This is a genomic window from Streptomyces prunicolor NBRC 13075 (genome assembly GCF_000367365.1).
Lineage (GTDB): Bacteria > Actinomycetota > Actinomycetes > Streptomycetales > Streptomycetaceae > Streptomyces > Streptomyces prunicolor.
In genome coordinates this window covers 36,792-61,261 of the sequence record NZ_BARF01000064.1, presented here as the reverse complement: position 1 = coordinate 61,261, position 24,470 = coordinate 36,792, and the positions used below count along the sequence as shown (strand labels likewise).

21 protein-coding genes are annotated in these 24,470 nt (G+C 69.8%); 10 read left to right on the top strand and 11 right to left on the bottom strand.

Going from position 1 to position 24,470, the window contains the following annotated elements; genetic code table 11:
* Positions 1 to 323: 323 nt before the first annotated feature.
* Positions 324 to 1,730: an ABC transporter substrate-binding protein gene (locus SPR02S_RS28860; protein WP_019060499.1), complete on the bottom strand. Its 1,407-nt coding sequence runs from the start codon at positions 1,728 to 1,730 to the stop codon at positions 324 to 326.
* A gap of 172 nt (positions 1,731 to 1,902) precedes the next feature.
* Here SPR02S_RS28860 and SPR02S_RS28855 point away from each other — a divergent pair, with 172 nt between their 5' ends.
* Both SPR02S_RS28855 and SPR02S_RS28850 read left to right on the top strand, forming a co-directional pair.
* Positions 1,903 to 2,274: a response regulator gene (locus SPR02S_RS28855; RefSeq protein ID WP_019060498.1), complete on the top strand. Its 372-nt coding sequence runs from the start codon at positions 1,903 to 1,905 to the stop codon at positions 2,272 to 2,274.
* 213 nt (positions 2,275 to 2,487) lie between these two features.
* Positions 2,488 to 3,435 (top strand): hypothetical protein, encoded by a 948-nt coding sequence (locus SPR02S_RS28850; protein WP_019060497.1) that lies wholly within the window; start codon positions 2,488 to 2,490, stop codon positions 3,433 to 3,435.
* 29 nt (positions 3,436 to 3,464) lie between these two features.
* Here the strand turns inward: SPR02S_RS28850 and SPR02S_RS28845 are convergent, their stop codons facing one another.
* Positions 3,465 to 3,887, bottom strand: a complete 423-nt coding sequence (locus SPR02S_RS28845; protein WP_019060496.1) for a Rieske (2Fe-2S) protein — start codon at positions 3,885 to 3,887, stop codon at positions 3,465 to 3,467.
* Between the two features lie 217 nt (positions 3,888 to 4,104).
* Here SPR02S_RS28845 and SPR02S_RS28840 point away from each other — a divergent pair, with 217 nt between their 5' ends.
* Complete coding sequence (locus SPR02S_RS28840; RefSeq protein WP_019060495.1) at positions 4,105 to 5,154, top strand: LacI family DNA-binding transcriptional regulator; 1,050 nt, start codon at positions 4,105 to 4,107, stop codon at positions 5,152 to 5,154.
* The gene (locus SPR02S_RS28835; protein WP_019060494.1) at positions 5,151 to 6,062 is read left to right on the top strand and encodes a carbohydrate kinase family protein; all 912 of its coding nucleotides are present in this window, start codon (positions 5,151 to 5,153) and stop codon (positions 6,060 to 6,062) included. Before SPR02S_RS28840 ends, SPR02S_RS28835 begins: the two co-directional genes overlap by 4 nt.
* A 99-nt stretch (positions 6,063 to 6,161) precedes the next feature.
* On the opposite strand, the gene uvrA is transcribed toward SPR02S_RS28835, so the two are convergent.
* Positions 6,162 to 9,140, bottom strand: a complete 2,979-nt coding sequence (gene uvrA, locus SPR02S_RS28830; protein ID WP_019060493.1) for an excinuclease ABC subunit UvrA — start codon at positions 9,138 to 9,140, stop codon at positions 6,162 to 6,164.
* Positions 9,141 to 9,365: 225 nt separating this feature from the next.
* On the opposite strand from uvrA, the gene SPR02S_RS28825 reads away from it, so the two are divergent.
* Positions 9,366 to 10,052 carry a maleylpyruvate isomerase family mycothiol-dependent enzyme gene (locus tag SPR02S_RS28825; RefSeq protein ID WP_026150943.1) on the top strand — a complete coding sequence of 229 codons (687 nt, stop codon included), beginning with the start codon at positions 9,366 to 9,368 and terminating at the stop codon, positions 10,050 to 10,052.
* On the opposite strand, the gene SPR02S_RS28820 is transcribed toward SPR02S_RS28825, so the two are convergent.
* Positions 10,047 to 10,337 carry a hypothetical protein gene (locus SPR02S_RS28820; RefSeq protein ID WP_026150942.1) on the bottom strand — a complete coding sequence of 97 codons (291 nt, stop codon included), beginning with the start codon at positions 10,335 to 10,337 and terminating at the stop codon, positions 10,047 to 10,049. The genes SPR02S_RS28825 and SPR02S_RS28820 overlap by 6 nt on opposite strands.
* Before the next feature lie 117 nt (positions 10,338 to 10,454).
* Between SPR02S_RS28820 and SPR02S_RS28815 the strand changes: the two genes are divergently transcribed.
* From SPR02S_RS28815 to SPR02S_RS28800, 4 genes are all read left to right on the top strand, one after another.
* On the top strand, positions 10,455 to 11,111 hold the full coding sequence (locus SPR02S_RS28815) for an MBL fold metallo-hydrolase (protein ID WP_019060490.1): 657 nt from the start codon (positions 10,455 to 10,457) through the stop codon (positions 11,109 to 11,111).
* A 304-nt stretch (positions 11,112 to 11,415) separates the two neighbouring features.
* Positions 11,416 to 12,300: an ABC transporter substrate-binding protein gene (locus SPR02S_RS28810; protein WP_019060489.1), complete on the top strand. Its 885-nt coding sequence runs from the start codon at positions 11,416 to 11,418 to the stop codon at positions 12,298 to 12,300.
* Positions 12,297 to 13,214, top strand: a complete 918-nt coding sequence (locus tag SPR02S_RS28805; RefSeq protein ID WP_019060488.1) for an amino acid ABC transporter permease — start codon at positions 12,297 to 12,299, stop codon at positions 13,212 to 13,214. The genes SPR02S_RS28810 and SPR02S_RS28805 overlap by 4 nt, the downstream gene beginning before the upstream one ends.
* Entirely contained in the window at positions 13,211 to 13,972 is a 762-nt protein-coding gene (locus SPR02S_RS28800; RefSeq protein WP_019060487.1) for an amino acid ABC transporter ATP-binding protein, read from the top strand. Before SPR02S_RS28805 ends, SPR02S_RS28800 begins: the two co-directional genes overlap by 4 nt.
* 68 nt (positions 13,973 to 14,040) lie before the next feature.
* Here the strand turns inward: SPR02S_RS28800 and aroQ are convergent, their stop codons facing one another.
* A complete protein-coding gene (gene aroQ, locus SPR02S_RS28795) occupies positions 14,041 to 14,514 on the bottom strand; it encodes a type II 3-dehydroquinate dehydratase (protein WP_026150941.1) in 474 nt (157 codons plus the stop codon).
* A 173-nt stretch (positions 14,515 to 14,687) separates the two neighbouring features.
* Between aroQ and SPR02S_RS28790 the strand changes: the two genes are divergently transcribed.
* Entirely contained in the window at positions 14,688 to 15,965 is a 1,278-nt protein-coding gene (locus SPR02S_RS28790) for an MFS transporter (protein ID WP_019060485.1), read from the top strand.
* A 134-nt stretch (positions 15,966 to 16,099) separates the two neighbouring features.
* Here the strand turns inward: SPR02S_RS28790 and SPR02S_RS28785 are convergent, their stop codons facing one another.
* The 6 genes from SPR02S_RS28785 to SPR02S_RS28760 form a co-directional block, all read right to left on the bottom strand.
* Positions 16,100 to 17,203 (bottom strand): calcium:cation antiporter, encoded by a 1,104-nt coding sequence (locus SPR02S_RS28785; protein ID WP_019060484.1) that lies wholly within the window; start codon positions 17,201 to 17,203, stop codon positions 16,100 to 16,102.
* A gap of 175 nt (positions 17,204 to 17,378) precedes the next feature.
* Complete coding sequence (locus tag SPR02S_RS28780) at positions 17,379 to 18,380, bottom strand: TerC/Alx family metal homeostasis membrane protein (RefSeq protein ID WP_019060483.1); 1,002 nt, start codon at positions 18,378 to 18,380, stop codon at positions 17,379 to 17,381.
* A 234-nt stretch (positions 18,381 to 18,614) separates the two neighbouring features.
* Positions 18,615 to 20,630 (bottom strand): TerD family protein, encoded by a 2,016-nt coding sequence (locus SPR02S_RS28775; protein WP_019060482.1) that lies wholly within the window; start codon positions 20,628 to 20,630, stop codon positions 18,615 to 18,617.
* A 48-nt stretch (positions 20,631 to 20,678) separates the two neighbouring features.
* Positions 20,679 to 21,257, bottom strand: coding sequence for a TerD family protein (locus tag SPR02S_RS28770; protein ID WP_019060481.1), 579 nt, complete (start codon positions 21,255 to 21,257; stop codon positions 20,679 to 20,681).
* A 159-nt stretch (positions 21,258 to 21,416) separates the two neighbouring features.
* Positions 21,417 to 23,555 (bottom strand): excinuclease ABC subunit UvrB, encoded by a 2,139-nt coding sequence (uvrB, locus tag SPR02S_RS28765; RefSeq protein WP_019060480.1) that lies wholly within the window; start codon positions 23,553 to 23,555, stop codon positions 21,417 to 21,419.
* A 40-nt stretch (positions 23,556 to 23,595) separates the two neighbouring features.
* The gene (locus SPR02S_RS28760) at positions 23,596 to 24,459 is read right to left on the bottom strand and encodes an MHYT domain-containing protein (RefSeq protein WP_019060479.1); all 864 of its coding nucleotides are present in this window, start codon (positions 24,457 to 24,459) and stop codon (positions 23,596 to 23,598) included.
* Between the last annotated feature and the right edge of the window lie 11 nt (positions 24,460 to 24,470).

Below are 24,470 nucleotides of genomic sequence, written 5' to 3'. Positions count from 1 at the left end.
AGCCTGCCCCCAACCGGCCATGATCGTCAGGGCCTTGGGGAGGACGGGTCCCTCGAAGTCGGGCACGCGCGCGTAAGAGCCATGTCAGGCACGCGTGCGTAGGACCCCGTCGGGCAGGCGTCCGCGAAACGCATGGCGGGCACGTGCGCGTGAGACCCCGTCAGGCACTCGCGCGTGGAACCCGTGTCGAGCACGCACGCCTAGGACCCCGCCTGGCCCACGCCGTGGAGCCCCTGTCGAGTGTCGAGCACTCGCGAGCAGGCCCCCGTCCGGCACACCCCCGTAGAACCCCGTCGAGCACACACGCGTGCCGCACGTTTTCGCTATGTGCTCGGGGGATAGCCGTCGTGCGCCGCAAGGTCCTTGTCGATCTGTTTGGCCGCCTCGTCCAGGGTGGCCTTGACCGGCGCCCGGTTGAAGATGATCTTCGCGAAGGCCCGGGAGAAGGCGTCGGTGATCGTCGGGTAGGCGGGCGTCTGTGGCCTGGGGCGGGCGACTCCGTCCCGGAGTTGCTCGATGAAGAGGTGCTCGGGGCCGCCGGGGGCGTACTGCGGCGAGAGCTTGATGGCGCTCTCGGTGGCCGGGATCGCCCCGTTGGCCACGGTCATCCGGTGCACCTGGGCCGGCTGGAGCAGGAAGGACAGGAAGCGCCAGACGGCGTCACCGTCCGCGCTGCCCGCCGGGACGCCCCACTGGAAGGAGCCCATGCCGGTGACGGTCCCCTGGCCGAAGTCGGGCAGCGGGACGATCGCGACGTCCCCGGGGAAGGCCTTGTTGAATTCCGGATAAGTCCAGTGCCCGCACCAGGAGATCGCGCTGCGGCCGCTGACGAACGCCTTGTCGTCCTTGACCATGTCGATGAGCCCCGCCTCGGCCCAGTTCTGCATGTCGGTGAGCGCCTTCACGGAACCGGGGCCGTTCACATAGCCGTCGGCGGTGCGGTAGTTCTTGGGCTCGATCAGGTCACCGCCCGCCGACCACACGGCGGGTGCGAAGCCGTACGTGTTCCACTCCTGGCCCGGCTGCGAGTAGACGAGCCGCAGGTCGAGGGGGGCCTGGTAGCCCTGGGTGCGCAACTTGCGCAGGATGCCCGTCAGTTCAGTGGCCGTCCAGGCGTCCTTGGGGCCGGTCGGGAGGCGTATCTCGGCCTTCTTCAGTACGGACTTGCGCACATACAGACCCATGCCCGAGTCGAAGGTGCCGATGCCCCACAACCTGCCCGCGTAGGTGCCCTGTTGGCGGATCGTCGGCAACAGGTCGGCGCGGACGCTCGCGGGCACACAGGAGTCGATCGGCCGGAGCTTGCCCGACCAGGCGTAGCTGTAGAGGTTGGGCCCGTCGAAGTCGAGGAGGTCGGGCAGGTCCCCGCTGGCGGCGGCGGACAGCACCAGGTCGTTGTAGACGCGGTTCTCCGGGAGGGTGACCAACTCGACGCGCACCTGCTTCTGCGCCTTGTTGAAGTCCTTCACCTGGTTCTGCAGCGTGGTGAACTCGCCGCTCGGGCCCGCGTGGAACCACACCGTGATGTGCGCGGTGCCGTGGATCTTCCCGTCGCAGGTGGTGTCCTTCGGGGACGCGCTCGCCTCCTTGGCGTCGCTCCCGCCGCCGTCGCACGCGGCCAGCAACAGGGCCGTGCACGCCACCCAGGGGACCAGGACTCGGCGGACCCGACGGACCCGACCGGCCCCGCGGACACCGGGCCACGCGCGCGTGGCACTCGTTCCGTTCATGGCACACCCCCACCCGACCGGACGACATGGTCTCCCCAGGGCGCCGTCATGCTACCGCCCGTCGCATCCACCTCGCCCTGCGTGCGCGGGAACCTTCCGGCGCGGCACGGGAGTTCAGCACTTTCCGGCTAGCTGGAAGGCGCGACCGACCACCGGTTGGCAAGCTGGGCACATGTCGCTGCGCTGTCTCCTCGTCGATGACAGCGCCCGGTTCCTGGAGGCGGCTCGCGCCCTGCTGGAACGTGGCGGGGTGGAAGTCGTCGGCATCGCCTCGACGGGCGCGGACGCCCTCTCCCAGGCCCGGGAGAGGGCCCCTGACGTCGTCCTGGTCGATCTCGACCTCGACGGCGAGAACGGCTTCGACGTCGCGCGCCGGCTGGTGGGCAACGTACCGGCGGTGATCCTCATCTCGACCCACTCCCGGGAGGACTTCCAGGAACTCATCGCCGCCAGCCCCGCACACGGCTTCCTCCACAAGTCGGCCGTGTCCGCGCGGGCGATCAGGGACGTGCTGGGCGACGACGGGCCGCCCGCACCGCGGTGAGCGCACCCACCGCGACCCGGCCAAGTCACATATGCCTGATGGACGACAGGTGTTGTCGGGACTTGGTCAACACGCTTCAATGCGGGGGAACTCGGGGCGTGAATATCGGCGTACGGATGTGAAGACCTTTCTCCGGTGCCGACGGGGGCCCCGAAGCAACTCGCGTGAACGGCCTGACCAGCCGTTGTGAACATTCACAGAAAGGGCCCCTGCATGCCGCACGCCACACAGCAGGCGGACGTCGCCACCGCGGAACTGGATTCGGCCCTGCGCGGCGGCCCCTTCCACGTCGCGCTGCGCGCCGCCATCGCCGCCCGCGGACTGCCGCTGCAGCGCGTCCAGCACCACCTGACGCGCTACGGGGTCAAGGTCGGTGTCACCAGCCTGAGTTACTGGCAGCAGGGCGCCCGCCGCCCGCAGCGCCCCGAGTCGCTGCGCGCCGTACGCGCACTGGAGGAGATCCTCCAACTCCCGGAGGAGTCACTGATCCGGCTGCTCGCCGAGGCCGAGGAACGGTCCGTCGCACAGCGCCCGGCGGCCCGCTCGTACCGCTCCTTCGTCGAGGCCTCGGGCGTCCTGGAGCAGCTGCTGGCCGAGCTGGAGTCCTCGCTCGACAGCGGCCTGCACACCCTGGGGCATCACGAGCGTGTGCGCATCGGGCCGCACCGTGAGCTGGTCGGCCGCGAGTCGCACCACATCGTCCGCGCCCACCGGGACGGCATCGACCGCTTCATAGCCGTCCACTACGGAGACCCGGGCTGCGCCCCGGACCGCATGACCGTGCACGCCCTGGAGAACTGCCGTACCGGCCGCGTCCGCCGCCACCACGAGACCGGCATGCTGGTCGCCGAACTCCTCTTCGGCACCCGGTTGCGCTCCGGAGATACGTTCCTCTTCCGCTATGGCGTCGAGGACGGCACCGCCGGCGTCTCCCGCGAGTACGTCCGTGACTTCGGTATCGCGGGCGGCCAGTACGCGCTCCAGGTGCGCTTCGACGAGAACGCGCTGCCGGTGCGCTGCCACCGCTTCACCCAGCACTCGGCGGCGGCCCCGCGCAGCGGCCGCCAGGAGCTGCGCCTGACCGGAGGGCACCACTCGGTGCACCTCGTGGAGCCGAGGATGCGGTCGGGGATCGTGGGCATCGGCTGGGACTGGGAGTGAGCCGCCGGGGCCCGGACACGTCCTGAGGATCAGGCGGCGGGCCCCGCGACGATCTTGCCGTTCTCGGCCGTCACCTTCAGCTCGTGCAAGGGCTCGGTGGCCGGCGACTGCACCACTTTGCCGGTCATGGCGTCGAACTGGCTGCCGTGGCACGGGCAGATGAGGGTCGTGCCGTCCAACTTGTTGATGGGGCACTGCGCGTGCGTGCAGATCGTGCTGTACGCCTTGAGGGTGCCGTTCGCCGCGCGGCTGACGACCACGTTCTGATCGCGGTACAGCTTGGCGCTCCCCTTGGCGAGCTCGCTCTCCGCACCGAGTTCCACGGGCGCGGTCGGGGTCGCGGCGGCCCCCGAGCCACCGCCCGAGCAGGCGGCGAGTCCGAGCCCGGCGACGGGCGTGAGGGCCGCTCCGCGCAGGACGGTACGACGGCTCGGGGCGGGGCGGCCGGGCATGGGGGTCTCCAGCTGTTGTTCGGGCTGCTCAAGAGGCAGTGCACGGCGACGATACCCGCGCGGTTCCGCCCGCTTTGAGCTGGGTTCACCGGAGAGGCGCTCACGGTACGTAAACGTTTGCGCAAGCGTTTACGTCTGGCGGCGGATGGGATACGTTCCCGCCCAGAAGGCCTGCCGTATTCCAAGGCCCGCCGCACCTCGGGGAGGAGGATCCGCGATGGCCACCATGGTCGACGTCGCGCGGAGCGCCGGTGTGTCCGTCGCGACCGTCTCGCACGTGCTGAACGACACCCGTCCGGTGCTGCCCAGCACACGGGAGGCCGTGCTGACCGCGATCGAGGAACTGGGCTACACCCCCAACACTCTCGCCCGCTCGCTGGTCACGTCCCGCACCCGGTCCATCGGCCTCGCGGTCTCGGCGATCAGCAACCCGTACTTCACGGAGATCCTCCAGGGCGTCGAGGCCGGTGCCCTGGAGGAGGGCTACAGCCTGCTCATCGCCGATCCGCACGACGACCCGGAGCACGAGCGCAAGGTCGTCCAACTCCTGCACGAGCGCCGGGTGGACGGCATGATCGTCGCCCCGTCGGCGGCCCCGGACGCCCTGGTCGCCTACCTGGGCCGGCACTCCGTACCGACGGTGTTCCTCGACCGGGTGGTCGAGGCGCCCTCGGCAGACGCACCGCCCGTCGACCATGTGTGCGCCGAGAACGTCGAACCGACGGCCCAGCTCGTCACCCACCTCGCCGGACTCGGCCACCGCCGCATCGGCCTGGTCGCGGGCCTCCCCGGGCTCAGCACTACCCGCGAGCGGATCACCGGATACCGCTACGGCCTCGCCGCCGCCGGACTCCCTTACGACGAGCGGCTGTTGGCGTACGGCGACTCCGAGTCGGCCGCCGCCGAGCGGGCCACCGAGAAGCTGCTGTCCCTCGCCGCCCGGCCCACCGCCCTGGTCACCGCCAACAACGCGATGACCATCGGCGCCCTGCGTGCCCTGCGCGAGCGCGGTCTGTCCGTCCCCGGCGATCTCGCGCTGTGCTGCTTCGACGACTTCGCCTGGGCCGACCTGTTCGAGCCCCGGCTGACCGCGATCGCCCAGCCCAGCAAGGAGATCGGCGCCCAGGCCGTACGGCTGCTGCTGGACCGGCTCGCCTCGCCGGACCGGCCCGCCCGCGTCCTGCGCCTCCCCTGCGCCTTCGTCCACCGCACGTCCTGCGGCTGCCCCACCCCGTCCGAACAGTCCCAGAAGGGAAACATCTCGTGATCGTCGTAGCCGGTGAGGCCCTGATCGACCTGGTGCCGCAGGGCACGGGCCCCCTCGCCGCCCTGAAGCCGGCGCTCGGCGGCGGCCCGTACAACACCGCCGTCGCCCTCGGCCGCCTCGGCTCCCCCACCGCCTTCTGCTCCCGCGTCTCCGACGACGCGTTCGGCGAGGCCCTCCTCGGCGGGCTGCGGCAAGCCGACGTGGACGTCCTGGACGTACAGCGCGGCCGGGAGCCGACCACCCTCGCGGTCGCCACGCTCGACGCGAACGGCTCGGCCACGTACTCCTTCTACGTCGACGGCACCGCCGACCGGCTCTTCGAGGTGCCCGCCGCGCTGCCCGCCGAGACCGAGGCGGTGTCCTTCGGTACCTGCTCGCTCGTCCTGGAGCCGGGCGCGAGTGCCTACGAGGAGTTGATGCGGACCGCGTTCGCGCAGGGCGTGTTCACCCTGCTCGATCCGAACATCCGGGCCGGGCTGATCCCCGACGCGGACGCCTACCGGGCGCGCTTCAAGAGCTGGCTGCCGTACGTGTCGCTCCTCAAACTGTCCGAGGAGGACGCGCTGTGGCTGGGCGGCACCCCGCGCGAGTGGCTGGACGCCGGTCCCTCGGCGGTCGTGATCACCCATGGTGGCGACGGCCTCGCCGCGTACACCCAGGACGGCACGGTGTACCCGATTCCGGGCGAGAAGGTCGACGTCGTGGACACGATCGGCGCGGGCGACACCGTCAACGCGGCGCTGCTGCACGGCCTGTCCGCCCGGAACTCGCTGTCCGCGGAGGGGATGGCCGTCCTGGGCCGCGACGGCTGGACCCAGCTGCTCCGGTTCGCGGCGCGCGCGGCCGCGATTACCTGCTCACGGGCGGGGGCGGAACCGCCGTACGCCTCCGAACTGGGCGATCTGTAGCGGGCGTTGAGCGGTGGCGGGCTGTGCTCGCCACCAAGTGCGGCGCCCCGCGGGGAAGTTCCCGCGGGGCGCCGCACTCGTGTTCCTGCTGTGTGCCGGTCAGGCCTTGCGGGCTCGCGTCGTCTTCTTCGCGGGCGTGGCCTTCTTGGCGGGCACGGACTTCTTCGCCGCGACCGCCGCGGTCTTCTTGGCGGCCGTCTTGCGCGGGGCCTTCACCGGGGCTCCGTCGCTGATCCGGTCGGCGTCGAGGATCTCGCGCAGGAACTTGCCGGTGTGGCTGGCTCCTACGGCGGCGACCTGCTCCGGGGTGCCCTCGGCGATGACCAGACCGCCGCCCGCGCCGCCTTCGGGGCCCATGTCGACGACCCAGTCGGCGACCTTGATCACGTCGAGGTTGTGCTCGATGACGATGACCGTGTTGCCCTTGTCGACCAGGCCGCCCAGCACCGTGAGGAGCTTGCTGATGTCCTCGAAGTGCAGGCCGGTGGTCGGCTCGTCCAGGACGTAGACCGTACGGCCGGTGGAGCGGCGCTGGAGCTCGCTGGCGAGCTTGACGCGCTGTGCCTCACCGCCGGACAGGGTGGTCGCGGACTGGCCGAGCCGGACGTAGCCGAGGCCGACGTCCTTGAGGGTGTTGAGGTGGCGGGCGATCCCGGGGACCGCCTCGAAGAACTCGGTCGCCTCCTCGATCGGCATGTTCAGGACGTCGGCGATGGACTTGCCCTTGTAGTGGACGTCCAGCGTCTCCCGGTTGTAGCGGGCGCCGTGGCACACCTCGCACGGGACGTAGACGTCCGGCAGGAAGTTCATCTCGATCTTGATGGTGCCGTCGCCCGCGCAGTTCTCGCAGCGACCGCCCTTGACGTTGAAGGAGAAGCGGCCGGGCAGATAGCCCCGCACCTTCGCCTCGGTCGTCTCCGCGAACAGCTTGCGGACGTGGTCGAAGACTCCGGTGTACGTCGCCGGGTTGGACCGGGGCGTACGGCCGATGGGCGACTGGTCGACGTGCACGACCTTGTCGACGAGGTCGTCGCCGTCCACGCGCGTGTGGCGTCCCGGCACGCTCCTCGCGCCGTTCAGCTCGCGGGCCAGGTGCGTGTACAGGATGTCGTTGACCAGGGTCGACTTGCCGGAGCCGGAGACGCCGGTGACCGCGGTGAACACGCCCAGGGGGAACGAGACGTCGATGTCCTGGAGGTTGTTCTCCCGGGCGCCGTGCACCGTGAGCTGGCGGGAGAGGTCGCGCGGGCGCCGGATGTCGGGCAGCGGGATGGCCCTCTTGCCGGACAGGTACTGCCCGGTCATCGACTCCTCGTTGGCGAGCAGCTCCTTCAGGGAGCCGCTGTGCACGACCTTGCCGCCGTGCTCGCCCGCGCCGGGGCCGATGTCGACGATCCAGTCGGCGACCTTGATGGTGTCCTCGTCGTGCTCGACGACGATGAGCGTGTTGCCCATGTCGCGCAGCCGGACCAGGGTCTCGATCAGCCGGTGGTTGTCGCGCTGGTGCAGGCCGATGGACGGCTCGTCGAGGACGTACAGGACGCCGACGAGTCCGGAGCCGATCTGGGTGGCCAGGCGGATGCGCTGGGCCTCGCCGCCGGAGAGGGTGCCTGCCGCGCGGTTCAGCGAGAGGTAGTCGAGGCCGACGTCGACCAGGAAGCGCAGCCTCTCGTTGCACTCCTTGAGCACCCGCTCGGCGATCTTCTTGTCGCGGGCGTCGAGCTTCATCCCGCCCAGGAACTCCGCGCAGTCGCTGATGGACATGCCGGAGATCTCGGCGATCGACTTGTCCATGATCGTGACAGCGAGGACGACGGGCTTCAGCCGGGTGCCGTGACAGGTGGGGCAGGGCACCTCGCGCATGTAGCCCTCGAAGCGCTCCCGGCTGGCATCGCTCTCCGCCTCGCCGTGCCGCCGCTTCACGAAGGGGACGGCGCCTTCGAAGGGCGTCGTGTAGACCCGCTCGCGTCCGTACCTGTTCCGGTACCGCACCTCGATCTGCGTCTTGTGGCCGTACAGCAGGGCCTTCTTGGCGCGCTGCGGGAGGCCCGCGAAGGGGATGTCGGTGCGGAAGCCCAGCGCGTCGGCGAGGGCGCCGATGAGACGGCTGAAGTAGTCCTTGGTGTGGCCGTGCGACCACGGGTGGATGGCGCCCTCGTCCAGGGACTTGTCCTCGTCCGGGACGATCAGCTCGGCGTCGACCTCCATGCGCGTGCCGATGCCGGAGCACTCGGGGCAGGCGCCGAAGGGTGAGTTGAAGGAGAAGGAGCGGGGCTCCAGCTCCTCGAAGGACAGGTCGTCGTACGGGCAGTACAGGTGCTCCGAGAACATGCGCTCGCGCTCGGGGTCGTCCACGGGGAGGTCGACGAAGTCGAGCACGACCATGCCGCCGGACAGGCCGAGGGCGGTCTCCACGGAGTCGGTGAGGCGGCGCTTGGCGGAGTCCTTCACCGTGAGGCGGTCGATGACCACCTCGATGGTGTGCTTCTCCTGCTTCTTCAGGACGGGCGGCTCGGAGAGCTGGATGGTCTCGCCGTCCACGCGCGCGCGGCTGTAGCCCTTGGTCTGGAGGTCCGCGAACAGGTCGACGAACTCGCCCTTGCGCTCGCGCACCAGCGGCGACAGGACCTGGAAGCGGCTTCCCTCGGGCAGCGCCAGGACCTTGTCGACGACGGCCTGCGGCGACTGGCGCGAGATGGGCCGGCCGCACTCGGGGCAGTGCGGCTTGCCGATGCGCGCGAAGAGCAGGCGCAGGTAGTCGTAGACCTCGGTGATGGTGCCGACCGTCGAGCGCGGGTTGCGCGAGGTCGACTTCTGGTCGATGGAGACGGCCGGGGAGAGACCCTCGATGAAGTCGACGTCCGGCTTGTCCATCTGGCCGAGGAACTGGCGGGCGTACGAGGAGAGCGATTCCACGTAGCGCCGCTGGCCCTCGGCGAAGATCGTGTCGAAGGCCAGGGAGGACTTGCCCGACCCGGACAGGCCCGTGAAAACGATGAGCGAGTCGCGTGGAAGGTCGAGCGAGACATTCTTCAGATTGTGCTCGCGCGCGCCACGGACGATGAGACGGTCGGCCACGCCGGTCCGCACCTTTCTTGAGAGAAGTGACAGGGGCGGGGCCCCCGTCGTTCTCAGACTAGGGGGAGCCACTGACAACGCCGGTCGGAATCCCGGCCGAGGCATAACAACCTCCGGCCTTCCAGCATGCCCGACGCCGCACCCGACGATATAGCACGTGCATTCGATTTACGGCACTGCTTCACCACCTTCACCCAAAGGTGTGGCGGGACTAGGGTCAGCAGCATGATTGATCACGCTCATGACCTGGCCTCTGTACGTGATGCGACCGAGCGAGTGCTCACCGCTGCCGCCGGACTGGACAACGCTTCCGTGGCCGAGCCGTCACGGCTTCCCGGCTGGAGCCGCGGCCACGTCCTCGCCCACCTCGCCCGGAACGCGGACGCCCTCGTGAACGTCCTGGAGGGCCGCCCCATGTACGCCACGGCGAGCGTCCGCGACGCCGACATCGAGCGCGACGCCCCGCGCCCTCTGGACGTCCACCTCACCGACGTGCGCGAGAGCGGGGCCCGTTTCCAGGACGCGGGTGCCGCTCCCGCGGACTGGTCGCGCACCGTGGAGCTGCGCAACGGGGTCGTGGACTCCGCGTCCCGGATCCCGTTCCGGCGCTGGGCCGAGGTCGAGCTGCATCACGTGGACCTGGGGATCGGGTACGAGCTGGAGGATCTGCCGGAGGAGTTCACCCAGCGGGAGATCGCCTTCCTGGCCGAGCGGTTCGACGGGCACCCCGATGTACCGTCGACCCACCTCACCGACGGCACGCACGCGTGGAGCACGGGCCGGTCCGCCGAGAAGCCCGAACTCACCGTCACCGGCAGCCCGGCGGCTCTGCTCGGCTGGCTCTGCGGACGCCGTGACGGGTCCGGTCTGACGGTCGACGGGGGCTCTTTGCCGACACTGCCTCCCCTATAGACCCACGGCCCGGTCGTAGAGCCTCCGGTGCCACTCGTTGGCGTCGGGTGCGGGTTCGACGGTGAGCACGGGGTTCGGGCCGGTCTCGATGAGGTGAAGGAGCGTCCAGGCGACTCCGTAGCAGTCGTCCGGGCCGAAGCAGGCGACGAGCGCCCGCGCTTCCTCTCCCGTGACCGGCTTCCCGATCGCGTCGAGCTGCCGGACGCGTCGGTCGATCTCCTCTTCGCTCGCGTCCCAGTCGGGGAGCGGGCCGTCGGCGACGAACGCACGCACTTCGGGTCTCATGGGCGAATGATCGGCTTCCGTTGCCACGGCGGGCAAGGCGTCACGGTCCCGCGCTCGAACATCCGACGGTCGGCAGTCCCTTCGGAACGTCTCCGCGAACGCACTAGGCTGACCGCCATGACGTACAGCGGCGAGGTCACGGTCGGTGGACCGGCGGATGTGCACGAGCTCACGGACCTGATGATCACGAAGATCGCGGTCGGGCCCATGAACAACAACGCCTATCTGCTGCGCTGCCGGGCCACGGACGAGCAGTTGCTGATCGACGCGGCCAACGACGCGGAGACCCTGCTCGGCACGATCGGTGACGACGGCATCGCGTCCGTCGTCACCACCCACCAGCACGGCGACCACTGGCAGGCGCTCGCCGAGGTCGTGACGGCCACGCGCGCGCGTACGTACGCGGGTCGCGAAGACGCCGACGGCATCCCGGTGCCGACCGACGTCCTGGTCGACGACGGCGACACGATCCGGGTGGGCCAGGTCGAGTTGACCGCGCGTCACCTCGTGGGTCATACGCCGGGCTCGATCGCGCTCGTCTATGACGACCCGCACGGGCATCCTCATGTGTTCACCGGGGACTGCCTGTTCCCGGGCGGTGTGGGCAACACCTGGAAGGATCCGGAGGCGTTCGCGAGCCTGATCCGCGACGTCGAGACGAAGATCTTCGGCACGCTCCCGGACGAGACCTGGGTCTACCCGGGACACGGCAACGACACGACCCTGGGCGCGGAGCGCCCACACCTGCCGGAGTGGCACGCGCGCGGGTGGTAAGAGGGCGGCGTGAATCGGTGCGTGCGCGCCCCGTGTGAATCCTTCGCACGCGCCGGTGTCCCGCGCGCGCTCCCGTCGTACGTGGTTGCGCGGTCAACTGGAAGCAGCCCCGCTCAGGACGACGGCTCCTGCGCGGATGGGCCGCCGGTCCATCGACCCCGCCCTAGACCGGCGGCCCCGGCGCGCGTCGCGGAATCGGCACCCCACAGGTGCTGTTCACAAGAGCGCAACACGTGTTCCCACTATGCGGACAATTAAAGCTGTGACCTGGACAATCAGGACGTTCGGCTGTCACTCTCCCGCCATGCACCTTGCCCCTCGCGTACTGCGCCGCGCGATATCCGCCGCAACCGTAGCCCTGCTCGCCACCGCCGTCGGCTGTGCTCCGCAACCGGAGGACAAAGCCTCCGACCAGGCCTCCGGTTCGACCGCGACCACCTGCGCCAAGGGCAAGTTGGCCACCCAGACCTCCGGCAAGCTGACGATCGCCACGGACGAGCCGGCGTACGAGCCGTGGTTCGAGGACGACAAGCCCGCCAACGGCAAGGGCTTCGAGTCGGCGGTCGCGTACGCCGTGGCGAAGCAGCTCGGCTACGACAAGAGTGCCGTCGTCTGGCAGAGCGTCCCCTTCAACAAGGCCTTCGCGCCCGGCGTGAAGACCTTCGACTTCGACATCAATCAGGTGTCGATCAGCCCCGAGCGCAAGAAGGCCGTCGACTTCTCGTCCGGCTACTACGACGTGCGTCAGGCCGTCATCGCGCTCAAGGGCAGCAAGGCCGCCAAGGCGACGAGCATCGCGGGCCTCAAGGGCCTCAAGCTGGGCGCCCAGGTCGGCACCACGAGCCTGAACTACATCAGCGACGTGGTGAAGCCGACGCAGCAGGAGGCCGCGTTCTCCAAGAACGACCAGGCCGTCTCCGCGCTCAAGAACGGCCAGGTCGACGCGATCGTCGTCGACCTGCCGACCGCCTTCTACATCACCTCCGCCGAGGTCACCAACGCCAAGATCGTCGGCCAGTTCGAGAACCAGGGCGGCACGCCCGAGCAGTTCGGACTCGTCCTCGACAAGGGCAGCGACCTCACGTCGTGCGTGTCGTCGGCCGTGGACGCCCTCCGCAAGGACGGCACGCTGGCGAAGCTGGAGAAGCAGTGGCTCTCCGACGCCGTCGACGCCCCGGTCCTCAAGTGACCGTGGTGAAGGACGAGTCGGGCCGGAAGGCCGCGGACGACAAGGGCGACATGCCCGGCGGGGGCGACGCGTACGTCCCCTCGCAGCGGCGTCTGGACCGCGAGCGGCACAAGCGCACGCGTGCCCGTCGCGCGACCGCGATCGCCGCGGTGTCGACCCTGGTCACGGCCGTCGTCCTGTATGTGGTCGTGGTCAGCGCGCCGGGCTGGGAGCGCACCAAGGAGACCTTCTTCGACGGGCACTACGCGCGCGAGGCGTTCCCCAAGGTCCTCGAAGGCCTCTGGCTGAACATCCGGCTGCTGCTGATCTGCGGCGTGCTGGTGCTCGTCCTGGGCATGCTGATCGCCATCGCGCGCACCCTGCGCGGACCGGTGTTCTTCCCGCTTCGGGTGCTGGCGGCGGCGTACACGGACTTCTTCCGCGGGCTGCCGCTCATCATCAACCTGATGATCGTGGTCTTCGGAGTGCCCGCTCTGCGCCTCCAGGGCGTGACCGTCGACCCCGTGTGGCTGGGCGGTGCGGCGCTGACGCTGACGTACTCGGCGTACGTCGCCGAGGTGTTCCGCGCGGGCATCGAGTCCGTGCACCCCTCGCAGCGCGCCGCGGCCCGCTCGCTGGGCCTGAGCAACCGGCAGGCGCTGCGGCACGTGGTGCTCCCCCAGGCCGTACGCCGGCAGGTGCCGCCCTTGTTGAACGATCTGGTGTCCCTCCAGAAGGACACCGGGCTCGTGTCGATCGGCGGCGCGATCGACGCCGTAAGGGCGTCCGACATCATCGCGCAGCGCGCCCTGAACTACACGCCGTACATCGTCGCGGGGCTCGTCTTCGTGGCGTTGACCATCCCGATGACCCGCTTCACGGACTGGGTGACCGCGCGGATGGACCGGCAGCGCGCCCAGGGAGGCACGACATGAGCGACGACAACACCTCTCCCGTGCTGCGCATGGAGTCCGTCCGCAAGACCTTCGGTACGTCGGTCGTCCTCCGAGACGTCGACTTGGAGGTCCCTCCGCACACCGTGACCGCGCTGATCGGCGCCTCCGGTTCCGGCAAGTCGACGCTGCTGCGGTGCGCGAACCTCCTGGAGGACATCGACGACGGCGCGATCTGGCTGGATGGCGAGGAGATCACCGACCCGCGCGTCGACCCGGACGCGATACGGCGCCGTATCGGCGTGGTCTTCCAGGCGTACAACCTGTTCCCGCACATGACCGTCCTGGAGAACATCACCCTCGCCCCGCGCCGCGTGCACGGCGTCTCCCGCGCGGAGGCCGAGGCACACGCGCGTGAGCTCCTGGAGCGGCTCGGGCTCGGGGACAAGGCGGGCGCGTATCCGGACCGGCTGAGCGGTGGTCAGCAGCAGCGCGTGGCGATCGTGCGCGCCCTGGCCGTACGTCCCCGGCTGCTGCTCTTCGACGAGATCACCGCCGCGCTCGACCCGGAGTTGGTCGGTGAAGTGCTCGCCGTGGTGCGGGACTTGAAGGACGAGGGCATGACCATGGTGCTGGCCACGCACGAGATGGGCTTCGCCCGGGACGTCGCCGACCAGGTGTGTTTCCTGGACGGAGGCGTCGTCCTGGAGCGCGGCACCGCCCAGCAGATCTTCGGCGACCCGCAGCAGGAGCGCACGCAGCGCTTCCTGCGACGGATCGTGGAGGCGGGCCGGCTGTGACGGGGCGTCTGTAACTGGTGGTCTGTAAGAGGCGTGAGCCAGGAGGTCGATCCTTACCGCCCTACGTCTTACGCGTCGGCCTTCCCCGCCCCCGCCAGCGCGGCGACCCGCTCCACGCCGAACACGTACCCCTGCACCCCGCACCCCGCGATGACGCCGTCGGCGCGCAGCGAGACGTACGAGTGGTGCCGGAACGACTCGCGCTGGTGGATGTTGGAGATGTGGACCTCCACCACTGGCAGCCCGTCACAGGTGTTGAGGGCATCCAGGATCGCGACCGAGGTGTGCGAGTAGGCGGCCGGGTTGATCACGATGCCGCAGTGGTTCAGGCGTGCCTCGTGGATCCAGTCGACCAGTTCGCCCTCGTGGTTGGACTGCCGGAAGTCCACCGTGCCGCCGTGCCCGACCGCCGCCTTGACGCACAGGGCCTCGACGTCGGCGAGCGTGTCGGAGCCGTAGATCTCCGGCTGACGCTGGCCCAGGAGGTTCAGGTTGGGGCCGTTGAGGATCATGATCGGGGCGTTGGCCAGGGTGCGGGGCACGGTTCCTCCGGTCCGTTCGGACATCTCGTTCGAGGCGGGGCCGCCGGTGGACGGCCGCTGCTCGGACCCGGTCTATCACGACCTCTCCGCACCACCACGCGCCCCCGTAACCGTTGCTCACTGTGGGTAGTTGACGCGGCATGCACGATGTACACACCGTAAGAACACCTTCCATGCTGCGCCTCGCGGCCGCCTCCCTCGCCGGGACCGCGATCGAGTTCTACGACTTCTTCGTCTACGGCACGGCGGCGGCCCTGGTTCTCGGCCCCCTGTTCTTCCCGACGTTCTCGCCGGTGGCGGCGACGCTGGCCGCCTTCGGAACGTTCGGTGTGGGCTTCGTGGCGCGGCCGTTGGGCTCGATCCTGTTCGGGCACTTCGGGGACCGGCGCGGACGACGGCCGGTCCTCGTCGCCTCGCTGCTGCTGACCGGTGCCTCGACGGTCGCGGTCGGCTGTGTTCCGTCGTACGGCTCGATCGGGGTGGCCGCTCCCGTGCTCCTTCTGGTGCTGCGTTTCCTGCAGGGGCTTGGGCTCGGCGGGGAGTGGGGCGGGGCGGTGCTGCTGACCGCCGAGCACGCGCCGGCCGGGCGGCGCGGGCTGTGGTCGAGCTTTCCGCAGATCGGGCCCGCGGTGGGATTCCTGCTGGCCAACGGCGTGATGCTGGCGCTGTCGGCGGCCCTGACCGACGCGCAGTTCGCGCAGTGGGGCTGGCGCGTGCCGTTCTGGGTGGCCGGGGCACTGGCCCTCGGCGGACTGTGGCTGCGTTCGTCGCTCGTCGAGAGCCCCCGGTTCCTCGAAATCGACGACCACGCGCGTGTGCCGCTCGCCGAAGTCGCGCGCGAGCACTGGCGGTTGGTGCTGCTGACCGCCGGGGCACTATCGGTGGGATACGCCATCTTCTACGCGGTGACGACGTGGTCCCTCGCCTACGGCACGGAGCGGCTCGGGGTCGGCCGTACCGAGATGCTGGCCTGCATCATGGCCGCCGTGGTGGTGAAGGGCTCGCTGACCCCGCTGGTGGCGCTGCTGAGCGACCGCTACGGGCGCCGTCCGCTGTGTCTGCTGGGGTGCACGGCCGCCGCGCTGTGGATGTTCCCGATGGTCGCGCTGCTCGCCACGGGTGCGCCGCTGCTGATGTTCCTCGGGTTCCTCGGGGCGCTGCTCGCGTTCGTGACGATGTTCGCCGTGCTCGGCGCGTATCTGCCGGAGCTGTACGAGCCTCGGGTGCGCTGCACGGGCGCCGCCGTCGGCTACAACCTCGGCGGGGTTCTCGGCGGCGCGCTCACCCCGATCGTGGCGACGGCGCTCGCCGAGCACAGCGGCCGTGTCCCCTGGGGCGTGGGCGCCTATCTGACGGGGGTCGCGCTGTTCAGCCTGGGCTGCTTCGCGCTGCTGCCGGAGACTCGACCGGTGGAGGTGGAGGTGGCAGTGGTGGAGCCGGTCGCCAGGTGAGGGCTTGCGCGGCGGGTGACGTAAAGCAGCCGCGGACGTAGAGCGGCAGGGGACGTAAAGGCTTGCGCAAGCGTTTACGTGCCGTCCGGAACACCTCACGCTACGGAACGCCTCGCGCCACGGAACTGCGCGCGTTACGGATTGATCGCCAGCTCCAAGTACGCCGCGAACAGCACCAGATGGACTCCGCCCTGGAGCGGTGTCGCCCGTCCCGGCACCACCGTCAGCGAACTCACCACGACCGTCAGGGCGAGCAGCACCATGTGCGTGGAGCCGAGGCCGAGGACGAGCGGCCCGGAGAGCCAGATGGACGCGAGGGCTACGGCGGGGATGGTGAGGCCGATGCTGGCCATCGCGGAGCCGAGCGCGAGGTTGAGGCTGGTCTGCACCCGGTCGCGGCGGGCGGAACGCAGGGCGGCGATGGTCTCGGGGAGCAGCACGAGCAGCGCGATGATCACGCCGACGACGGCGTGGTGCAGCCCGGCGGCCTCGACGCCGGACTCGATGGTCGGCGAGACGCCTTTGGCCAGTCCGACCACGCCGATCAGAGCGAGGCCCAGCAGGCCCAGGCTGATCAGGGCGGTGCGGGCGGAGGGCGCGTCCGCGTGGTGGTCCTTGGTGATCGTCTCGCCCAGCCGGGAGACCGGCAGGAAGTAGTCGCGGTGCCGCACGGTCTGTGTGGCCACGAAGAGGCCGTACAGGGCGAGTGAGGAGAGCGCGGCGAAGGTGAGCTGGGCGCCGGAGAACTCCGGGCCCGGCTTGCTGGTGGTGAAGGTCGGCAGGACCAGGCTGAGCGTGGCCAGCGTCGCCACGGTGGCGAGGGCGGCGCCGGTGCCCTCGGGGTTGAAGACCGCCGTGCCGTGGCGCAGTGAGGCGACGATGAGGACCAGGCCGACGATGCCGTTGCAGGTGATCATGACGGCCGCGAAGACGGTGTCTCTGGCGAGGGTCGAGCTCTTGTCGCCGCCGTCGGCCATCAGGGTGACGATCAGGGCGACTTCGATGATCGTGACGGCGACGGCGAGGACGAGGGAGCCGAAGGGTTCTCCGACGCGGTGGGCGATCACCTCGGCGTGGTGCACCGCGGCCAGCACGGCGCCGGCGAGCACCAGGGTCACCAGGGCAACGACCACGGCAGGCAGATCCTTCCGCCCCCAGGTGAAGACCAGGAGGACGGCCGCGAGCACCGGTACGAGGGTCGTCCACCGGTTGGTGAGCGACCTGAGCCGAGTGATCATGAAGCGATCCTCGCAGAGGCGTACAGGGCCCGCATTCCGGCGTTGCGAGGCCCTTCCCGCGCCCTGTGGACGCGGGTGCCGGGTATCCGACGAGGCACCGGGAGCGGCGGTCGGCGATTCATGGTGCGGTGCTCCCGGTGCTCGTGTTCCTGCGTCTTCCTGCGTCGGACGTGGGTCAGGCGTCGATGCTGTCCTTCGGGGCGCCTTCGGTCCCGGCCTCGGCCGCCTCGGCCGCCGCCTGCTTCTTGTTGGCCATCAGGCTGGTGATCGTGGTGACGATCAGGACCGCGCAGATCACGCCCAGCGAGACCGGGATGGAGATCTCCGGGACATGGACGCCGGACTCGTGCAGCGCGTGCAGCACCAGCTTGACGCCGATGAAGCCGAGGATGACCGACAGGCCGTAGCTGAGGTGGACCAGCTTCTTGAGCAGGCCGCCGATGAGGAAGTACAGCTGGCGCAGGCCCATCAGCGCGAAGGCGTTGGCCGTGAACACGATGTACGGGTCCTGGGTCAGGCCGAAGATCGCGGGGATGGAGTCGAGGGCGAAGAGCACGTCCGTCGTACCGATGGCGAGCATCACGACCAGCATCGGGGTCATGACCCGCTTGCCGTTCTCCCGGATCCACAGCTTGGTGCCGTGGTAGCGGTCGGCCACGCCGAAGCGGCGCTCGGCTGCCTTGAGCAGCTTGTTCTCCTCGAACTCCTCTTCCTCCTCGTCGGCGCGGGCCTCCTGGATGAGCTTCCAGGCGGTCCAGATGAGGAAGGCGCCGAAGATGTAGAAGACCCACGCGAAGCTGGCGAGGATGGCCGCGCCGGCCGCGATGAAGATGGCCCGCAGGACCAGGGCTATGAGGACGCCGACGAGCAGCACCCGCTGTTGGTACTGCGAGGGCACGGCGAACTTCGCCATGATCAGGACGAAGACGAAGAGGTTGTCGACGCTCAGCGACTTCTCGGTGATGAAGCCGGCGAAGAACTCGCCGCCGGCCTGGCCGTCCCCGAAGACGAGCAGGCCGAGTCCGAAGAGTCCGGCGAGGGCGATCCAGACGATCGTCCAGATTCCGGCTTCCTTGATCGACACGTCATGCGGCTTGCGGCCGATGAAGAAATCGACCGCGATGAGGGCCGCCAGCCCCACGATGGTCAGGACCCACAGGGTCACGGAAACATCCACTACTGCTCCTCCGGCGGTATTAACGGCAAATGGTCAGCGTCGTCGCTACCGGAGGTCTCTTCCACCTTGGACGGGCGTCCAGGGCCGGCGCCCCGGGATCTGGCCTGATCCGTATTGACGGGTACGCCGCAGCAGATAGGGAGTACTCCCCTCCGTACGGAAAAGCCTACCCCAATCACCAAGGAAAGGTAAAGCGATTGCCAAGGAAGAGATAAAAGACCAGGTGGGGATCCTTTACCTGTGCTTGGTGCGGGCCGTCGCGACCTCTGTCAGCACCTGCCGCAGCACGTGGCTGCCAGGCGGCACGCGCGAGGGCTCGTACGTCCAGGCGTGTCCGACCCACGGGTCGGCGAGGTGGTCGTCGGGCAGCGGGGTGAGTCGCATCAGCGAACGCCAGAGGGGGTCGAGCAACGGGCCGTAGCCCGCGGCGTCCTCGCGGTCCGCGACCATCATCAGGTGGACGCCGACGCTCGGGCCCTCGTCGGCGAGATAGCGCAGCTGGGTCACGGCCCGGTCGTCGAAGCCGTGCGGGAAGTCGTTGACGATCAGCAGCTGCTCGGCCGTGTCGAGGCCGGGCGGCAGCGAGTCGGCGGCGCCGCCGCGCACCGCCATCTGCACCAGGTCCACCCGCTGGGTGAGCCGGGTCAGGACGTCCGTCACCCCGGCGGCGCCCACGGCGGGCGGCGCCGCGAGCACACCCGTGTGCACCAGCGGGACCAGCGCCTGCGCCGCCGAGCCGGCCGGGTCGATGACGTGCACGGCGAACTCGCCCGCCGGATAGACGGCGAGCAGCCGGGCCGCGTGCGCCACGGCCGTGTCCAGCGCCAGGCGCCGCAGCTCGTGCGAGTCGGTGAACGAGCCGTCCAGGGACTCCGCGCCACCGCTGTCGATCCACAGGCCGCGCTCCAACGGCAGCCGGACCAGCATCGGGATACGCAGCTCGGGACTCTCCGGGAGGTGGAGATCGCCCAGGCGCAGAGCCATGGGGATCTCCATCGGGACGCGGTAACCGTGCCACACGGGGTTGTCCCAACCGGCGAACGCGGGCGGAAGCGCGGGTTCCACCACCTCGCACTCGGCGGTCAGCTGGTCGAGGTCCCGGTCGAGGGCCGCCCGTGCCTGGTCGATGAGTTGGGCATGCTTGGCCTGGGCCGCCTCGCGGGCCGCGTCACCCTGACCGCCGATCCGGCTGCGCGGATCGGACAGTGCCTGGTCGAGCTCCTTGCCCATGCGCGAGTCGGCGAAGTCGACCGCACTGCGGTACGCGGCCATGGTGCGGGCCAGGTCCTCGAACATCCCCCACACCTGGTTGTACAGCCGCTCCTCCATCGACCACCCGGTCGCGTCCCCGGCGACTGGCCGCGCGGGCTGCCCGGGCGGAGCCGACGGCGCGGTCGGCGCGGGCTGCGGGGGCGCCCCGGTCTGCCGACGCGGGTGGCTGTAGTCGATCGGACCGGCGGCATGCTGGTCACCGGCGGGCGGATTCACGGCCGCCGCGCCACTGTCGTATCCGGACTGCGGCGCTACGGCCCCCGAAGTGCCCTGCGCCCCGTACGGAGACGTCGGCTGCGGTGCTACGGCTCCGGAGGCGCCCTGTGTCGTGGATCCGCTCCCCTCGGGGCCGAGGGCCGGGGTGGCCGTCTGGCGGGTGCGGTCGGCGTCCGGGGTGCGTGGCGGGGGCGCGGCCACGGAGCGGGCGAGGCCGTGGGCCACCGCTTCGTTGATGCTGCCCGCGAGGTGGGTGGCCTGGGGCAGGCCCTGGTCGGTGAGGAGTTCGGCGAGACCGCCCGCGTAGCCCTGGCCCACGGCGCGCACTTTCCAGGCGCCCTGCCTGCGGTACAACTCCAGGGCGACGACGGCGGATTCGGCGTCCAGGCCGGTGATCGTGTAGCTGGCGACCTCGGTGCCGTCGAGTCCGGTGACCGCGACGAAGGGCGCGGCCACGGCGCCGAAGCGGGCGGGGCCGTCGCCGCCGAGAGGGAGGGCGAGCAGGACGCTGACGCGGTGCACGGCTTCCGGCATGGCGTCCAGGTCCACCGCGAGGCGGTGGTCGGCGGCGGCCTGCTTGGAGACCTCCAGGCCGGGCAGGGTGGGTGTGCCCGGGTGGGCCACCCATGCGACGCCGTGGATCCTGCCGTGCTCGTCGCCGAGCGTGGCGGCGGCCACGACCGGTTTGCCGGCCGCGACCCGGATCTCCAGGCGCATCTGGGAGAGCGGGTGGTTCTGCCCTCGCACCAGCTCGGCTGCCATCGCTCGTCCCCCTGCTCAGCCGTGTCGTGTCGTGTGCGCCGGGCCGACCTACAGGTGCGGCAGGATCGCCGGCATCAGGTCCTGGAAGGTGCGGCCGTTGGTCGGTGTACCGAGGGCCGTCAGCGTCCAGCCCGAACCGGAGCGGTGCACCTTGGCCATGATCTGCGCCGTGTACTGGCCGCCGCCCGCCAGTGTGTAGCGGGCCAGCTCCTGGCCGTTGGTCTCGTCGACCAGGCGGCAGAACGCGTTCTGCACTTCCTGGAAGGTCTGGCCCGTGAAGGAGTTCACGGTGAAGACGATCTGGTCGATGTGGACCGGCACGCGCGCGAGGTCGACGAGGATCGCCTCGTCGTCCCCGCCCTGGCCGACGCCGCCGACGAGGTTGTCACCGGTGTGGCGCACGGAGCCGTCGTCGCTCACCAGGTGGCGGAAGAACACCACGTCGACCGGCTGCTTGTCGGCGAACAGCACGGCGGACGCGTCGAGGTCGATCTCTCGGGTGCGCGAGCCGAACAGGCCTCGCCGGGGAGCCGCCTGCCAGCCGAGGCCCATGCGCACCGCGGTCAGGCCGGTACCGTCGTTCTTCTGCAGACTGATGGCCTGACCCTTGGTCATGTTGACCGTCACGGCTGTTCCCCTCTCGAACTGTCCCCTGTTGCCGCGGAATCTGCGGATATTCCAGAACCCTACGCAGCGCCACTGACAGTGCCGAACCCCGCATCGGACTTTGTGTCGGTCTTGCAACACAGAGCGGATACCCCGAGGTCCGGCGGTCCACCCGGGCGGTCAGGCCAGGCCGCCCTCCTTCATCTGCCGCAGTTCCTTCTTCATCTCGTGCACCTCGTCACGCAGCCGGGCCGCGACCTCGAACTGCAGGTCGGCGGCGGCGGCACGCATGCGTGCCGTCATCTCCTCGATCTGCTCCGCGAGTTCGGCCGCGGGACGGTCGGTCGGCACCCCGTCCTTGGCCTTGCCCTTGGCGGACTTGGCGCTCTTCGCGGCCTTGCCGCCGAGCGCGGGCACGGGGGTCTTGGCGCCCTTGCCGTCCTTGGCCTTGCGGTAGCCCGAGCCGAGCAGCTGCTCCGTGTCGACGTCCTCGCGGGCGATCTGCGCGACGATGTCGTTGATCTTCTTTCGGAGCGGCTGGGGGTCGATGCCGCGCTCCGTGTTGTACGCGACCTGCTTCTCCCTACGGCGGTTGGTCTCCTCGATGGCCTTCTCCATCGCCGGGGTGATCCGGTCGGCGTACATGTGGACCTGCCCGGAGACGTTGCGCGCCGCGCGGCCGATGGTCTGGATCAGGGAGGTGCCGGAGCGCAGGAAGCCCTCCTTGTCGGCGTCCAGGATGGCCACCAGGGAGACCTCGGGCAGGTCGAGGCCCTCGCGGAGGAGGTTGATGCCCACCAGGACGTCGAACTCGCCGGAGCGCAGCTCGCGCAGCAGCTCGATGCGGCGCAGGGTGTCGACGTCGCTGTGCAAGTAGCGGACCTGGATGCCGAGTTCGAGGAAGTAGTCGGTGAGGTCCTCGGCCATCTTCTTGGTGAGCGTGGTGACCAGGACCCGCTCGTCCTTCTCGGTGCGCTTGCGGATCTCGTGCACCAGGTCGTCGATCTGGCCCTCGGTGGGCTTGACGACGACCTCGGGGTCGATCAGGCCGGTGGGGCGGATGATCTGCTCGACGGCGCCGTCCGCGCGCGAGAGCTCGTACTTGCCGGGAGTCGCCGACAGGTAGACCGTCTGTCCGATGCGCTTCTGGAACTCCTCCCACTTCAGGGGGCGGTTGTCCAGCGCGGAGGGCAGTCGGAAGCCGTGGTCGACGAGGGTGCGCTTGCGGGAGGCGTCGCCCTCGTACATGGCGCCGATCTGCGGGACCGTGTTGTGCGACTCGTCGATGACGAGCAGGAAGTCTTCCGGGAAGTAGTCGATCAGGGTGTTCGGCGCGGAGCCGGGCTCGCGGCCGTCGAAGTGCATCGAGTAGTTCTCGACGCCGGAGCAGGAGCCGATCTGGCGGAGCATCTCCAGGTCGTACGTGGTCCGCATGCGCAGGCGCTGGGCCTCCAGGAGCTTGCCCTGCTTCTCCATCTCGGCCAGCCGCTCGCCGAGTTCCTTCTCGATGTCGTTGACGGCCCGCTCCATGCGCTCGGGGCCGGCGATGTAGTGCGAGGCCGGGAAGACGTAGAGGTGCTCGTCCTCGCTGATGATCTCGCCGGTGAGCGGGTGGAGGGTGGAGAGGGCCTCGATCTCGTCGCCGAACATCTCGATGCGGACGGCCAGTTCCTCGTAGACCGGGAAGATCTCGATGGTGTCGCCGCGGACGCGGAAGGTGCCGCGGCTGAAGGCCACGTCGTTGCGCGTGTACTGGATGTCCACGAAGCGGCGCAGCAACTGGTCGCGGTCGACCTCGTCGCCGACCTTGAGGGGGACCATGCGGTCCACGTACTCCTGCGGAGTACCGAGGCCGTAGATGCAGGAGACCGAGGCGACCACGATGACGTCGCGGCGGGTGAGCAGCGAGTTGGTCGCGGAGTGGCGCAGGCGCTCGACCTCCTCGTTGACCGAGGAGTCCTTCTCGATGTAGGTGTCCGACTGCGGGACGTAGGCCTCGGGCTGGTAGTAGTCGTAGTACGAGACGAAGTACTCGACTGCGTTGTTCGGCAGGAGCTCGCGGAACTCGTTGGCCAGCTGGGCGGCCAGGGTCTTGTTCGGCGCCATCACCAGGGTGGGGCGCTGGAGCTTCTCGATCATCCACGCGGTGGTGGCGGACTTGCCGGTGCCGGTCGCGCCCAGCAGGACGACGTCCTTCTCACCTGCCTCGACGCGTCGGGCCAGCTCGGCGATGGCCGCCGGCTGATCGCCGCTGGGCTGGTAGGAACTGACGACCTCGAAAGGCGCCACCGTGCGTTCGATGTGGGAAACGGGCCGCATGGAACCAACCGTACGACCCGCCACTGACAACGGGGTCGGATCAGCGGTTCTGCGGGGTGCGGGAGCGGCGGTGTCCGAGGTCCCGGGCGGCGCGGACGGGGGCGCGCCGGGGGCGCGGGACGAGGGCGCCGGCCGGGACGCCGGGCTTGTGCTCGACGGGAGCCTGGGCGGGCTTCCCCATGACCATCATCGGGTCGAACATCACGACGACGCCGGCCAGGAGGAGGAAGGCGAGGGGGCCGATCATCATGGGGGCGAGCAGGGACGCGGCCGACACACCGTCGGTGGTCGCGGTCGTGCCGTGGACGTGGACGCTGAGGGCGGCCATGCCGGTGTAGTGCATGCCGGCGACAGCGAGCCCCATGACGAGGCTCGCGCCGACGCTCCACAGGAACCCGCGGACCTGTCCGGCCGCCCAGAGGGCGCTGATCGCGGCCACGACCGCTATGACGACGGACACGGAGACGATGAACGTGTTGTATTCGAGCTTTCCGTTGAGGCGCATGCCGGCCATGCCCAGGTAGTGCATGGAGGCGATGCCCAGGCCGGTGAGGGTGCCGCCGGTGAAGAGCGCCGTCCCCTTGGCTCCCTTGTAGCCGACGATGAAGATCCCGACGCCCACCATGACGATGGCGACGGCGAGGCTCGCGAAGGTCATCGGTTTGTCGTAGTGGACCGGTGTCTGGCGGACCGAGAAGCCCATCATCGCGATGAAGTGCATCGTCCATATGCCGGAACCGATCGCCGCCGATCCCAGGGCCAGCCATCCGGGGCGCCAGGACTGGGACACGAGCATCGATCTGGTGGTGCAGCGCAGGCCGAGGGCGCCACCGAGGCACGCCATGAGATAGGCCACCAGCGGTGTGACGAGTCCGTAGCTGAATCCGTCGACCGTGCCCTGCATGCGCAGTTGCC

Excerpts from the sequence above, each read along its gene's own strand:
- SPR02S_RS28800 (WP_019060487.1), top strand. The coding sequence starts at position 13,211 with ATGAGCGACGACAACACCTCTCCCGTGCTGCGCATGGAGTCCGTCCGC.
- uvrB (WP_019060480.1), bottom strand. The coding sequence starts at position 23,555 with ATGCGGCCCGTTTCCCACATCGAACGCACGGTGGCGCCTTTCGAGGTC.
- SPR02S_RS28790 (WP_019060485.1), top strand. The coding sequence starts at position 14,688 with ATGCTGCGCCTCGCGGCCGCCTCCCTCGCCGGGACCGCGATCGAGTTC.
- SPR02S_RS28760 (WP_019060479.1), bottom strand. The coding sequence starts at position 24,459 with ATGCAGGGCACGGTCGACGGATTCAGCTACGGACTCGTCACACCGCTG.
- SPR02S_RS28810 (WP_019060489.1), top strand. The coding sequence starts at position 11,416 with ATGCACCTTGCCCCTCGCGTACTGCGCCGCGCGATATCCGCCGCAACC.
- SPR02S_RS28775 (WP_019060482.1), bottom strand. The coding sequence starts at position 20,630 with ATGGCAGCCGAGCTGGTGCGAGGGCAGAACCACCCGCTCTCCCAGATG.
- SPR02S_RS28785 (WP_019060484.1), bottom strand. The coding sequence starts at position 17,203 with ATGATCACTCGGCTCAGGTCGCTCACCAACCGGTGGACGACCCTCGTA.
- SPR02S_RS28840 (WP_019060495.1), top strand. The coding sequence starts at position 4,105 with ATGGCCACCATGGTCGACGTCGCGCGGAGCGCCGGTGTGTCCGTCGCG.
- SPR02S_RS28855 (WP_019060498.1), top strand. The coding sequence starts at position 1,903 with ATGTCGCTGCGCTGTCTCCTCGTCGATGACAGCGCCCGGTTCCTGGAG.
- SPR02S_RS28860 (WP_019060499.1), bottom strand. The coding sequence starts at position 1,730 with ATGAACGGAACGAGTGCCACGCGCGCGTGGCCCGGTGTCCGCGGGGCC.
- SPR02S_RS28845 (WP_019060496.1), bottom strand. The coding sequence starts at position 3,887 with ATGCCCGGCCGCCCCGCCCCGAGCCGTCGTACCGTCCTGCGCGGAGCG.
- SPR02S_RS28850 (WP_019060497.1), top strand. The coding sequence starts at position 2,488 with ATGCCGCACGCCACACAGCAGGCGGACGTCGCCACCGCGGAACTGGAT.
- SPR02S_RS28815 (WP_019060490.1), top strand. The coding sequence starts at position 10,455 with ATGACGTACAGCGGCGAGGTCACGGTCGGTGGACCGGCGGATGTGCAC.
- SPR02S_RS28820 (WP_026150942.1), bottom strand. The coding sequence starts at position 10,337 with ATGAGACCCGAAGTGCGTGCGTTCGTCGCCGACGGCCCGCTCCCCGAC.
- SPR02S_RS28825 (WP_026150943.1), top strand. The coding sequence starts at position 9,366 with ATGATTGATCACGCTCATGACCTGGCCTCTGTACGTGATGCGACCGAG.